Here is a 13633-nt window from a genome sequence, read left to right as displayed (position 1 = left end):
GAAGAATTGCTTATATTTGTGGGCAAGAGGAAGGAGAGAACTTTCTCATTGTTGAATTATTCATTATTCATTCTTAATTGTTAATTATTAATTTAAATGAACCATGGCAGAAAAGACAAGATATTCGGATGCTGAACTCGAGGAGTTCCGCGCCATAATATTGGAAAAGCTGGAGAAAGCGAAAAAAGATTATGACCTGTTGAGATCCGGTATCACCAACTCCGACGGTAACGATGTCGCTGATACGTCTCCGACGTTTAAGGTCTTGGAGGAAGGGGCTGCGACTTTATCAAAAGAAGAGGCCGGTCGTTTGGCACAACGTCAGATGAAGTTTATCCAGAACTTGCAGGCGGCATTGGTCCGAATTGAAAATAAAACGTATGGTGTTTGCCGCGAGACCGGAAAATTGATCCCGAAAGAAAGACTACGTGCCGTGCCTCACGCCACGTTGAGTATCGAAGCTAAACAGGGAGGTGCCAAATAAAATGAGATATTCCAAAGGTTGGGGAGCAGCGTTGATTGTGATGTTGCTCCTTATTCTTGACCAGGCTCTTAAAATATGGATCAAAACTCACATGCAATTGCATGAGAGCATTGAAATTACTCCATGGTTTTATCTGTACTTTACCGAGAATGCGGGAATGGCATTCGGGATAGAAGTAATCGGAAAGTTGTTCTTGTCGGTCTTCCGCATCGTGGCCGTCGGTTTTATAGGTTATTACCTGTATAAGCTGGTGAAGCAGAACTACACCTTTGGCTTTATCGCCTGTATTTCGTTGATCTTTGCGGGAGCTATCGGGAACATCATCGACTCCGTATTCTACGGAGTAGTGTTTGACCATAGCTTTGGGCAGGTCGCTTCGTTTATGCCTGAAGGAGGCGGTTATGCCGGTTGGTTGCACGGGAAAGTGGTCGATATGTTCTATTTCCCTTTGATACAGACAGTGTTGCCGGACTGGATTCCGGTGTGGGGAGGAAAAGAGTTCGTCTTTTTCCGTCCGATCTTCAACTTGGCCGATTCGGCAATTTGCGTAGGTGTCTTTTTTTTGTTGTTGTTCTACCGTCGCACATTGTCGACAAGTCTCTCAAAAGAAAAATAGAAAAAGAATTAATGCGGAACAGCCTGCATAGATATAGTGTCGTTTTGTTACTGGGAGCCTTACTGGCCGGTTGTAGCAAAGTGCCGGATGGCATTCTTTCTGAAAAGAAAATGCAAGCCGTACAGACAGATATGCAATTGGCGGAAGCCATGATCAGCCTTGACAACAAGGGATTTCCCGATAATGCCCATAAAGAGGCTCTGTATCAATCCATCTTCCGCAAATATAAGATCACACAGGCCGAATATGATAGTTCGCTTGTTTGGTATGGGCGGAATTTGGATATTTATATGAAGGTGTATGACCGCGTGTTGGCTGATTTGAACAATCGGCAGAAAGCGTTGGGTGATGTGCAGGCTTCGGCGGTGCCCGTTTCCAAACAAGATTCAGTGGATATTTGGCCTCGTCGTACTTCTTTGAGGCTGGAACCCGATGCGTTGTTTAACGGGGTGACGTTCGATGTCAGGCCGGAAACGAACTATTCATCCGGGAGCTCGTTCGTTTTGGGCATGAATGTCTGGGGCATCAACGAGACAATGACTTATAAGCCGGAGATACACATAAGTGCCGACCAGGGCGATACGATCGTGACCGTTAATGACAAGGTGCTTCGCGATGGACCTCACGAGACCGTTTTGAAGACGATCCCGACTAAGCAGGTCAAGCGCGTCTACGGATATATCTTTATGAACAATGCCGACTCTTCCTACTACAAGGTTTATCTGGACAGTCTGAACCTTATGAAATACAATTATGGCCGCCTGACTGATATGGCAAAAGATTCGTTGGCTGCGCAAGTCTCCGCTACGAAATAAAACGTGTTATGCGCCGGATAGCCTCTCATTATATTTATTGGAATAGCTTCTTCCCGATGCACTACGTCGAGTTGGACGAAGAGGAATGTCTGGCTGGTGTTTTCCCTTTGGAAGAAGAAATTGCGGGTACGGAGTTTTATGACGGCCTCCTGATCCTTGCCTCCATTTCTACGCTTTGCACGGGAGAGCGAGTTGCTTTTGACATGCGGCGGGGCGAGACATTGGCTGAGGCCTTGGAACGTCAAGGGTTTACACCAATTTCTCGAACGGGTTTGCCTGTCTGCCTGTTGCTATTGAGTGGCATTTCCCCCGCGACGGCGAAATTCGGCGCAGATGACGGCCGTGGCGATGGCTACATTCAAAGACTCTGAAGTCTCTCTTTCGGGGGGAAAACTCGGAATGTAAAGTTTTTGATCGATCAACGCTTCTATTTGTGGACGTATTCCGTTCCCCTCGTTTCCCATCACGATGATTCCGTTTGCCTTCAAATCCTTTGTGTACATGTTTTCTCCGTCGAGGAATGTGCCGAACAATGGGACCTGCTTTGCCACCTGGGTTTTCAGGTAGTCTTCCAGATTTGTATAGTGGACTTTCACGTGTGCCAACGCTCCCATGGTGGCCTGCACAGTCTTTGGGGCGAATACGTCTGCGGTGTCAGGGCTACAGACGATATGCTCGATACCGAACCAGTCGGCAAGCCGGATGATGGTTCCAAGGTTTCCGGGATCCTGTATGCCGTCCAAAGCCAGGACGAGTGAAGAGGAAGGGTCGGATTCGTCGATCGGCCAGTCCGGACGTTTGAATACGGCCAGTACGTCCTGTGGGTTTTTCAGGAAACTGGCTTTGCGGATATCTTCGTTTTCCGCTTCCAACAACTCTTTTGCCGGAATGTTCCCCTGCATCGCCATCCAGGAAGGTTTGGCGAGAATCAGTTCACATTCAAAGGCGAACATCATGTCAGCGACCAGTTTATTCCCTTCGGCAACGAATGCGTTCAGTTCGTTCCGGTACTTCTTCATTTCTAACGAACGTATGTATTTTACTTTCCCCTTGCTTAGCATCTTTTTTACTCCATCTTTATTGTGACAAATGTACGAGGATTTACCCGTTCCGCAAAATAGAATCAAGGCGTTGTGTCATCTGCGTTTTGTTATTGTTCGTCAGAAAACATTTAGCACCGTGATCCCCATCTCCTTACTTTTGGAACGGATCGTTTGGATTTTAGATAATGTATAGGAACCAAACAGTGATTTGGGTAACTCAATCTGTAATTTATTTAATGTCCGTCTATGTTAATCCAACTATTTTTGCATTGAATCAATTATACTCACAAAAGAGAGGAATAAATAGTAACTAAATAAGTAAAGAATATGAAAAATGTGATGATATTGACCGGGGCCGGTCAAATAGGTATGGCTATCGCACGCCGGATGGGTTATGGAATGAAAATCGTCATAGGTGATAAGCTCAAGGGAAATGCAGATGCAATTGCTAAAACAATGAATGATGCAGGTTTTGATGTCATCCCCATCGAAATGGATTTGTCTTCCAGATATTCTATATTGAACTTGATCAGCGAAGCGCAGAAATATGGTGAGATTTCAATGTTGGTGAATGCCGCAGGCGTATCACCCAGCCAAGCATCTATTGAAACAATTCTGAAAGTAGATTTATATGGAACCGCGGTGTTATTGGAAGAAGTAGGCAAAGTCATTAAACCTGGTGGCGTGGGGGTTACTATCTCCAGCCAGTCGGGACACCGTATGCCGGCACTTACCCCTGAAGCAGACGAGTTACTTGCTACAACTCCTACCGAGGAACTTCTCTCGTTGGATATGCTTCAAAAGGAGAATATCCACGACACGCTGCATGCTTACCAAATGGCAAAACGTTGCAATGTAAAGCGGGTGATGGCAGAAGCCGTGAAATGGGGAACAAAAAAGGCGCGAATCAATTCCATTTCTCCGGGTATAGTGGTCACTCCGTTAGCTATAGATGAGTTCAATGGCCCACGTGGTGATTTCTATAAGAACATGTTTGCCAAATGTCCGGCTGGACGTCCCGGCACGGCGGACGAAATCGCCAATGTGGCAGAATTACTGATGAGTGCCAAAGGTGCATTCATTACCGGTGCAGATTTCTTGATTGACGGTGGAGCGACTGCTTCTTTCTTTTATGGACCATTGAAACTAAGTAAAAACTTGCTTTGTCGGTAAGCGTCTTCGCCGGACTTTTTTCCCGTACCAGGCTCATTTATCGGTGAAGGTAACCGGAACAGGTGAAGGCTCTTTTATTCTTTTGGCTTGCCTATTAATAGTCTTATAATTAAATTATTATGACTAAAAGAGATGGCAGTTCCCGGATTATATCGAAAAAAATATTTTTCCAGTTGAATCCCGGTTCTGTAATAATTTAGGACTTCGTGTCCATCCATTGAACCATCTTTACCATCATGCCGTTTGGGAAAAGATGTTACGAGAAATATTAGAAATTTTACGGAATTTATCTGCGATATAGGGAATTTTAGTAAATTTGCTACTCCGTGATCATAGCGATAATTGTTTGTGTTTCGTCGGTTTTATCTTATATGACTCACGCTAAGAAGCTGCTTCTGCTGAAAAAACAGGCTTTTTGTAGGTGATGCGATGGATTCTTATAAGTGATGCTCAAATAATTATATATCAATATATAATATCAGTAATAAACACACACACACCATGAAAAAAATTAGTTTACTTTTCTTATCCATCCTTTCTGGAATGGGATTATGTCAGGCGCAAAGTTATACACCTGTTTCTTTGCCTTCTATGTTTGCCGACCATATGGTCTTGCAGCAAAATTCTTCTGCCTCCGTTTGGGGATGGGGGACAGCCAGCTCGACAGTGAAAATCATCGGAAGTTGGGCGGAAAAAGATACAATATCGGCACCGGTGGATTGTTTCGGACAGTGGAAAGCCGTCCTGCCGACCGGCAAGAGTGGAGGCCCTTATACATTACAGGTCTTTGACGGAACAAGCAAAATTGTATTAAACGATATCTTACTGGGCGAGGTTTGGCTGTGTAGCGGCCAGTCCAACATGGAATGGACGCCCATCAACGGGTTGACGGATATGGAACGTGAAGTGGCCGATGCCAATTGTCCGGACATACGTATTTTCCATGCTCCCAAAAGAGCAAGTCGTTCCTTGCAGGAAGACTGTTTCGGGCAGTGGGATGTCTGTACACCAGAGGTCATGCGCGAGCGCAGTTCTGTCGCTTACTTCTTTGCTCGCCATCTCAGAGACTCGTTACAAGTTCCTGTCGGAGTCATGGTCGCAGCCTGGGGCGGTACGCCGGCTGAGTCGTGGACTCCTACGGAGATTGTGCAAGGTAATCCTGATTTGAATAATAACCAGATAAAGCAAACCTACCCTTGGTGGCCGATGGAAGCGGGCGTCTTATATAATCAAATGATCCATCCCCTCCTTCCTTTCACATTTGCCGGAGCCATTTGGTATCAAGGTGAGGCGAACAGGGACAACTTTGAACATTACGGCCTTTTGATAAAAAGTATGATAGAATCCTGGAGACGGGAAGCCGGCAGATGTTTCCCTTTCTACCAGGTACAGATCGCTCCCTTTCTATATAAATCAAATAATAACGAAGCTGCATTTATCCGCGAGGCGCAAGAATGGGTGGTTCGCCATACGGAGAAAACCGGATTGGTTGTTGCCTCCGACTGTGTAGAAGATGTTTCCACGATCCATCCGATAAACAAACGTCCGGTTGGCAAAAGACTGGCAGATCTTGCATTGGCAAAGAATTATAAGACATTGGCCGGGGTACACGAAAGTCCTTTTCTCAGGCGATGTGAGGTTAAAGAGGATAAACTTGTGCTGACTTTTAGTTCCGTCCAAAACGGCATCGTTTGTCGTGATAAAGAGGTGAAGGGCTTGGAAATTGCCGGTCCGGACGGAATATTCGTCAAAGCAAAAGTTGTCATAAACAACAAAAATCAACTGGTTGTATCTTCTCCGGAGGTGAAAACCCCAGTCTCTGCCAGATATTGTTTTGACGATGCGACTGTCGGCAATTTATTTAATAAAGAAGGATATCCTGTTGCGCCATTTCGGACAGATATGTAGTTCTTTTATCAGAAAGTAATCGTTGTGTATCAAAACGATTACTTTCTGATAATCTTTATTATCTTTGTCGGTAATCTTATTCTGATTTTTATTCAAACAAATGTATTGATAATCCTTTACGTGAGCAAATTTTATTTTCTCAATCTTCCGACTAGCCGGCCGGTCTCTCCGATCCAGAGAACCAGCGAAGTCGAACCGATGATGATTCCCCAATCTTTCCAGGATAACGGGACAACGCTGAACATCTCGCCTCCAAACGTGACGATCAGGTATTGTCCGATGATGATAAGCAAGGCTACCGTCAGGAACCCCTTGCTCCCTTTCAGGTTGGCGAATGCCGAGCGTCCTTCCATGAATGCTTTTGCGTTGAACATATTCCAGAACTGAAGCATCACAAAGAAACTGAAGAACCAGGATAAGTCGTGCGGCGTCAGTCCGTCCTGCGCATGGAAGTGGAGCAATAATCCCATCAAAACGATTACGAATACGAGGCCGACACCGAAAATATTGTAAGCCATCGGACGGGTAATGATAAAGTCGCCGTCTTTGCCGCTCCGGCGGGGTTTGTCTTTCATCACCCGTTCATTTGGCGGCAGCGAGGCCAATGCTCCGGCTGCAAATGTATCCATGATCAGGTTCACCCAAAGCATCTGGGTGATCGTAAGCGGAGATTCGGTTCCCAACAGGGAACCCAACAGGACGATCAGGCAGGCCGCGACATTGATCGTCAATTGGAACAACAGGAATTTCTGGATGTTCCGATACAGGGAACGTCCCCACATCACCGCACGGGTGATGCTGCTGAACGAGTTGTCTATGATCGTGATGTCGCTTGCTTCTTTTGCCACGGAGGTTCCGTCACCCATGGACAGCCCGACTTGTGCGGCCTTTAGGGCCGGGGCATCATTGGTCCCGTCACCAGTTACGGCAACTACGGCTCCTTTTTGTTGCAACAATTGCACCAGGCGTTGTTTGTCGGTTGGGCGGGCGCGGCACATGATCTTCAAGTCGAGCACGCGATCCAGCGCTTCTTTGTCTGTCAAGGCTTCGAAGCCCGGTCCGGTGATGATGTTGCGTTCGGTATCTCCGGCTTTCCAGGTTCCGATCTGCCGTCCGATCTCTTTGGCCGTTCCCGGAGTGTCGCCGGTCACGATCTTGATGTCGATGCCGGCGTCAAGACAACTTTGGACGGCTGCCGGAACATCGGCACGCACGGGATCGGAAATGGCGACGATACCTAAATAGGTAAGGTCCGTCTTGTGCAGTCGTCCGTTCACAAAGAACGCGGCCTCCTGCCCGTCTTCCAATATCTGATACGCGAATCCCAACGTACGCATAGCTTGGTTCTGATAGTCCAAGAGTTGTTTTTCGATGTCGGATTTGCACTCTTCTACCGGTTTATAGCTTCCGTCGATTGCAACCCGGTTGCTGTTTGCCAGTACGATTTCCGGGGCGCCTTTGACATATAGCACGCGTTTACCCAGTAAAGAAGATTGTACGACAGTCGCCATATATTTCCGTTCGGTAGAGAATGTCAGCTGGTCCAATATCCGGTCGTTTTCTCTTATTTCCAGGTAATTCTGATGTTGGCTGTTCAGCCATAGCAGTAAGGCTGCTTCCGTCGGGTTTCCCAATGTTTTGATCTTCTCTTCGGAAAAATCGAGGAAAGCGGTCGAATTGACCGATATACCTTCTTTTACCAGGTTGCTCAGTTCGTCGTCTCCTAATTTCTGGTCTTTCAGGTTATAAAAGTTTGTCTGGTACACCTGCATCTGGTTCTGTGTGAGTGTCCCGGTCTTGTCTGTACAGATAACAGTGGTAGCCCCCATTGTCTCGCATGCATGCATTTTGCGGACCAGGTTGTTTGTTTTCAGCATTCGGTTCATGCTGAGTGCAAGGCTGAGAGTTACGCTCATCGGCAATCCTTCCGGTACGGACACGACGATCAGCGTGACTGCCACCATGAAGATATTCAAGATGTGTGAGATCAGGTCCATGACCGGCATGCCGGACGAAGACAGCAGGACTTTTGTCAGCAGCGCGATAAAAGTGATGGTGGCAATCGCATAGCCGGCTTTACTGATGACCTTTGCCAGTCCTGCCAGCTGTATCTGCAACGGCGTGTCGATATTGTTTTCTATCTGCGAACCTTCATACACCTTTCCGTATCCGGTTTCATCGCCGACTTTCTCTACCGCCATCACGCCATGTCCGTCGACAACAGTCGTTCCGCGCATGACAACATTGGACGGGTAGGTCGCTTCTTTATCGAAATCCGCCTCGTTAGTCGTTTTGCTGATGATCGGTTCGCCGGTCAGTGTCGATTCGTTTATCTGAAGAGAGATCGTTTCCAATAAATGTCCGTCGGCTGGGACTTCTTCTCCTGTTTCCAGTACCACAATGTCGCCTACAACAACTTCTTTTCGAGGAATTTGGCAGATATTTCCTTCACGAATCACCTTCACGGAAATATCGTCATTGACCGTGTTCAAAACATCGAAAGCTTTGTTAGCCTTGACTTCGAAAAAGAAGCCGACACAAGATGCCAGCATGATTGCGAAGAATATGCCGATCGGTTCGAGAAATGCGGTGAACCCTTTGGCTTCCGGCCCCCAACAATGTACACCTGCGATAATCATGGATAAGAACCATGCTACCAATAGAATTTTGATAATCGGATCATTGAATTTTTCGATGAATTGACTCCACAGAGAGGCTTTCTCCGGGGGAGTGAGGATATTTTCGCCATGTAAGCGCCTGCTTTCTTCTACTTCTTGTTTGGTTAATCCTTGATACTGATGTTTTTTTTCCATAAATCTATTAATCTGTTTCAGAAAATTGAAAGAACAAATTACGCAAAGTTATTGGACATATACAAATACCGTGTGTTAATGTTTGATTGTTTTTCATGGATATTTTGCGGGCATGATTTAATGTATTTTAATATCAATTGGAATAAACCTTTTGAGGCTTTGAATTGTCTTATATATACATAGGCGAAAATAGTGTTTAGTTATTTAAGGTGTTATGAAGAACGTTAGGTTATTTTTTCTGATAGGGATTGTCCTTATGATTGGAGGGCAATCCCTTTATTCCCAAAATAAGAAGGAAAGGAAAGAGCAGAAAGCAAAAGAGATAAAAGAAATGATAGAAGGTGGCCGGTTTACGATAGAGGTGGACCGGGCGTTGCCAATGGGAGGACGTTCGGTTAATCTGACGACTCCTTATTCCCTTGAAATGCGCGGTGATTCGGCAATTTCTTATTTGCCTTATTTCGGCAGGGCTTATTCTTTGCCGTACGGAGGAGGTGACGGGATGCGTTTTGAAGAATCAATTACCGATTATCAATTAACCTTCGATAAGAAGGGAACCGCTCGAATTAAATTCGTAGCCCGTACCAAAGAAGATACTTTTCATTTCGATGTAAAAGTATTTTCAAATGCTTCCGCGACCATAGGCGTAACGTCGGCAAATAGGCAGAATATCACATACCAGGGAGAACTGGCTCCGAAGAAGGAGAATTGAAAAGGCGCCCCTGCCGCGCATTTCGTTCGGATATGCGTTTGTTTACCTTGGCTGTAAATTCAAAATTCTTAAGTCCCCAATCCGGTGCAATCAGCAGCTCTTTGGGAGATTGCGATACGAACCTCTCTACGACAATAGAGGGGTTTAGCCGTTCTATGAAGTCTATGGCCAAGTCGATGTATTCGTCGACGGTGTAGAGATGGAACCGTTCGGGATGTTCCGCCTGTTCCCTGGCCATGCGCGTACCTCGGATAAGTTGCAACTGATGAAGTTTCAATGTTGTGATCGGAAGGGTGGATAAGACGTCTGCATGGTGCAATATATCTTCCCTGCTTTCTCCCGGAAGGCCTAAGATCAAGTGGACTCCCGTGTAGATGTTCCGGGCCGCCGTGCGGCGGATGGCCTCTTCCGATTCGGCATGTGTATGTCCTCGGTTGATGCGGGTTAAAGTGCGGTCCAGTGTGCTTTCCAGACCATATTCGATCATGACGAACTTCTTTTGGGATAAAGCGGAGAAATAATCCAATAGCGTATCCGGCATGCAATCCGGACGTGTGCCGACGATCAATCCGACAACGCCCGGATAGGCGAGGGCCTCTTCATATTTAGAAATTAGCGAGTCCGGCTCGTCATACGTGTTTGTATAAGCCTGGAAATAGGCCAGATATTTCATTTTCGGATATTTGCGGGAGAAAAAGCGAACGCCTTTTTCCAGTTGTTCGGTTACGCTTTTTTCGGTATGGCAGTATTCCGGGCTGAACGTCTGATTATTACAATAGGTGCAACCGCCAAAGCCTTTCGTCCCGTCCCGGTTCGGACAGGTGAAGCCTGCGTTGATCGATATCTTTTGGACTTTATAAGGAAATATTTCCCGCAGGAAATCTCCGAATTCACGATATGGTTTGTTGTTTTCCATGCGGGCAAAGATAATAAATCCGCAAGAATGTAGTAACTTTGCAATTCGTTCTAACTGAAATATTAAGATAAAAAATAGAATCATACATGAAACGATTAGGGTTTGGCGCTTTACTGTCGTTCCTGCTGGTTGGGAGCCTGACAGCCCAGAATGGAAGTAAACGTGTCGATTTGAAAGAAATTACAGACGGTCAGTTCCGCCAGGTTACTAATATTGGAGAAATGCGTTCTATGCCTGATGGTGAGCATTATACGGCGATGAACGATACTCGCGACATGATTATAAAATATTCCTATCGTACCGGAAATCCTGTTGATACTTTATTCAATACAAGGAAAGCGCGTGAGTGTACGTTTGACAAATTCGACGGATATACAATCAGCAGTACAGGGCACCATATTCTCGTATGGCGCGATACGGAACCTATCTATCGCCGTTCATTCAAGGCGAATGTGTACGACTACGATGTGCGCCGTAATTATGTAAAACCGATTTCTGATTCAAAAAGCAAGCAGATGATTCCGACATTCTCACCGGACGGGAGGATGGTCGCTTATGTAAGTGACAATAATATCTGGATTCGTAAATTCGATTACGATACGGAAGTCCAGGTGACGAAAGACGGAAAGCTGAATAAAATCCTGAACGGTATTACTGATTGGGTGTACGAAGAGGAGTTTGCTGTAACGAACCTGATGGCTTGGTCGCCAAACAGCGAACAGTTGGCTTTTGTACGTTTCGACGAATCGGAAGTTCCCGAATATTCGATGCAGATGTTCGGAAAGGGGTTGTATCCCGGTTATTATGACTATAAATATCCGAAGGCCGGTGAGAAAAATTCGAAAGTAACGTTACACTCTTATGACGTGGCGACGAAAGATACGAAGGAGCTGAAAGTCCCGGTAGAAGAGGACAGCTATATTCCACGGATCGTTTTCACGAATAATGATGATCAGTTGGCTGTGATGACTTTGAACCGTCATCAGAATGTATTCAATATGTATTATGCAAATCCGAAAAGCGGTGTTTTCCGTTTGATCCTGCGTGATGAAAATAAGGCTTATGTCGATTCGGAGTGGTTGAATTCCATCCATTTTTATGCGAACAGCTTCTCTTATGTAAATGAACAGGATGGTTATGCGCATATTTATCTGTATTCTCCGACGGGAGTCTTGCAACGGCAGGTGACGAAAGGCAATTGGGACGTGACGGCATTCCTGGGATATGACGAAGCGACTAAGACGGTTTATTATGAATCGGCCGAAGAAAGTCCAATCCGGCGTGCCATATATAAAATCGATGCGAAAGGCGTAAAGACGAAACTTTCCACACAGGAAGGAACGAACAATGCAACATTCAGCGATAACTTCGCTTATTATGTAAATCAATATTCAAATGCGAATACACCGGTCAAAATTACCGTGAACGAGACAAAGTCCAATAAAGCACTGCGTGTCCTTCAGGATAACGCCCGGCTGATCGATAAGCTGGCAGGCTATTCATATGCCAAGAAAGAATTTATCAAAGTGCGTACGGCTTCCGATTATGAACTGAATGCATGGATCGTGAAGCCGGCCGATTTCGACGAATCGAAAAAATATCCGGTTCTGATGTTCCAGTACAGTGGTCCAAACTCCCAGCAGGTATTGGATAAATATGGTTTTGATTGGGAACAATATCTGGCGGCTAACGGGATCATAACGGTCTGCGTGGACGGACGTGGAACAGGAGCCCGTGGTGAAGCCTTCCGCAAGTGTACCTATCTGCGGATGGGAGAACTGGAATCCAGAGATCAGGTGGAAGCCGCGCAAGCTTTAGGCAAATTGCCGTTTGTCGATAAGAGCCGCATGGCTATCTGGGGATGGAGCTTTGGTGGTTACAATACGCTGATGGCCATGAGCGTCGGTAACGGAACATTCAAAGCCGGTATTGCTGTCGCACCTCCTACCGACTGGAAATATTACGACTCTGTCTATACGGAACGCTTTATGCGTACGCCACAAGAAAATTTTGAAGGTTATGCCGCCACTTCGCCGATCCGTCTGGCAAAGGATTTGCAGGGAAAGTTGTTGCTGATCCACGGAACAGCCGACGATAATGTACATTTCCAGCAGACGATGGATTATGCCGAAAGCTTGGTACAAGCAGGTAAACAGTTTGAAATGCAAGTTTACAAAGACCGTAACCACAGTATCTATGGAGGAAATACCCGCTATCATCTGTATACCAGAATGTCTAACTTTTTATTTGATAATTTGTAACTTATAATGTCAGAGCATTTGAGAAAGCCGGATTGGTTAAAAATCCGGCTGGGTGGGAACGAACAGTTCACACGGACAAAAAGCATCGTCGAGTCCCACTGCCTACATACGATCTGCACCAGCGGGAAATGTCCGAATATGGGAGAATGCTGGAGCAGGGGAACGGCTACCTTTATGATTGCCGGAGATATCTGTACACGTTCTTGCCGTTTTTGTAATACATTGACCGGAAAGCCACTCCCGTTGGACCCGAAGGAACCCGCTAACGTGGCGGAAAGTATCCGGCTGATGAAGTTGAAACATGCAGTCATTACTTCGGTCGACCGGGATGATTTGCCCGATTTGGGTGCGCAGCATTGGGTCGAGACGATCCGTACAATAAAAACGGTCAACCCTGAAACGACGGTCGAGGTCTTAATCCCCGACTTCCAAGGACGGTTGGAGCTGGTGGATAAAGTGGTGGAAGCCGCCCCCGAAATAATATCACATAATATGGAGACGGTTCGCCGTATCAGCCCCGAAGTTCGCAGTGCTGCGAAATACGAGGTGAGCCTCTCCGTACTTGCGCGTATAGCCGCACAAGGCGTTGTTGCCAAGACCGGCATAATGGTAGGCTTGGGTGAAACAGTCGAGGAAGTTTGCGAATTAATGGATGATGTGCGGGCTGCCAGTGTTTCCGTTCTGACAATAGGGCAGTATTTACAGCCAAGCCGGAAAAATATTCCGGTAAAGGAATACGTTACGCCCGAACAGTTTGAGTCTTATAAATCAATAGCTTTACAAAAAGGATTTAAAAAGGTGGAGAGCGCTCCGTTGGTCCGTTCCTCTTATCACGCGGAAAAACACGTATGATGGCAAGAACATTTCTCTGTACAGTTTGTTATCTTATAAA

11 protein-coding genes are annotated in these 13633 nt (G+C 46.0%); 8 read left to right on the top strand and 3 right to left on the bottom strand.

Features of this window, described 5'->3' with window-relative positions; translation table 11 throughout:
* Positions 1-103: 103 nt before the first annotated feature.
* Genes BQ9893_RS13545 through BQ9893_RS13535 form a run of 3 tightly spaced genes read left to right on the top strand, consistent with a single transcriptional unit; the run spans position 104 to position 1915 of the window.
* Positions 104-484 carry a TraR/DksA family transcriptional regulator gene (locus BQ9893_RS13545; RefSeq protein WP_075966518.1) on the top strand — a complete coding sequence of 127 codons (381 nt, stop codon included), beginning with the start codon at positions 104-106 and terminating at the stop codon, positions 482-484.
* Between the two features lies 1 nt (position 485).
* Positions 486-1100: a lipoprotein signal peptidase gene (locus tag BQ9893_RS13540; protein ID WP_075966517.1), complete on the top strand. Its 615-nt coding sequence runs from the start codon at positions 486-488 to the stop codon at positions 1098-1100.
* An 11-nt stretch (positions 1101-1111) separates the two neighbouring features.
* Entirely contained in the window at positions 1112-1915 is an 804-nt protein-coding gene (locus BQ9893_RS13535) for a DUF4296 domain-containing protein (protein WP_075966516.1), read from the top strand.
* 290 nt (positions 1916-2205) lie between these two features.
* Here BQ9893_RS13535 and BQ9893_RS13525 read toward each other — a convergent pair whose 3' ends face one another.
* Positions 2206-2976, bottom strand: a complete 771-nt coding sequence (locus BQ9893_RS13525; RefSeq protein ID WP_075966514.1) for an RNA methyltransferase — start codon at positions 2974-2976, stop codon at positions 2206-2208.
* Between the two features lie 309 nt (positions 2977-3285).
* Between BQ9893_RS13525 and BQ9893_RS13520 the strand changes: the two genes are divergently transcribed.
* Both BQ9893_RS13520 and BQ9893_RS13515 read left to right on the top strand, forming a co-directional pair.
* Complete coding sequence (locus BQ9893_RS13520) at positions 3286-4131, top strand: SDR family oxidoreductase (RefSeq protein WP_075966513.1); 846 nt, start codon at positions 3286-3288, stop codon at positions 4129-4131.
* A gap of 501 nt (positions 4132-4632) precedes the next feature.
* Positions 4633-6039 (top strand): sialate O-acetylesterase, encoded by a 1407-nt coding sequence (locus BQ9893_RS13515; RefSeq protein WP_075966512.1) that lies wholly within the window; start codon positions 4633-4635, stop codon positions 6037-6039.
* Between the two features lie 131 nt (positions 6040-6170).
* Here the strand turns inward: BQ9893_RS13515 and BQ9893_RS13510 are convergent, their stop codons facing one another.
* Positions 6171-8852, bottom strand: coding sequence for a calcium-translocating P-type ATPase, PMCA-type (locus BQ9893_RS13510; protein WP_075966511.1), 2682 nt, complete (start codon positions 8850-8852; stop codon positions 6171-6173).
* Positions 8853-9066: 214 nt separating this feature from the next.
* On the opposite strand from BQ9893_RS13510, the gene BQ9893_RS13505 reads away from it, so the two are divergent.
* Complete coding sequence (locus BQ9893_RS13505) at positions 9067-9564, top strand: DUF4251 domain-containing protein (protein ID WP_075966510.1); 498 nt, start codon at positions 9067-9069, stop codon at positions 9562-9564.
* On the opposite strand, the gene BQ9893_RS13500 is transcribed toward BQ9893_RS13505, so the two are convergent.
* Complete coding sequence (locus BQ9893_RS13500) at positions 9524-10480, bottom strand: tRNA modification radical SAM protein MnmL/YtqA (RefSeq protein ID WP_075967379.1); 957 nt, start codon at positions 10478-10480, stop codon at positions 9524-9526. The genes BQ9893_RS13505 and BQ9893_RS13500 overlap by 41 nt on opposite strands.
* 86 nt (positions 10481-10566) lie before the next feature.
* On the opposite strand from BQ9893_RS13500, the gene BQ9893_RS13495 reads away from it, so the two are divergent.
* Both BQ9893_RS13495 and lipA read left to right on the top strand, forming a co-directional pair.
* Positions 10567-12741, top strand: a complete 2175-nt coding sequence (locus tag BQ9893_RS13495) for a S9 family peptidase (protein WP_075966509.1) — start codon at positions 10567-10569, stop codon at positions 12739-12741.
* 6 nt (positions 12742-12747) lie between these two features.
* A complete protein-coding gene (lipA, locus tag BQ9893_RS13490) occupies positions 12748-13593 on the top strand; it encodes a lipoyl synthase (RefSeq protein WP_075966508.1) in 846 nt (281 codons plus the stop codon).
* The last annotated feature ends 40 nt before the right edge of the window (positions 13594-13633 follow it).

It is taken from the genome of Parabacteroides massiliensis (assembly GCF_900155425.1).
Lineage (GTDB): Bacteria > Bacteroidota > Bacteroidia > Bacteroidales > Tannerellaceae > Parabacteroides > Parabacteroides massiliensis.
This window is presented reverse-complemented; position numbering and strand designations above follow the sequence as displayed.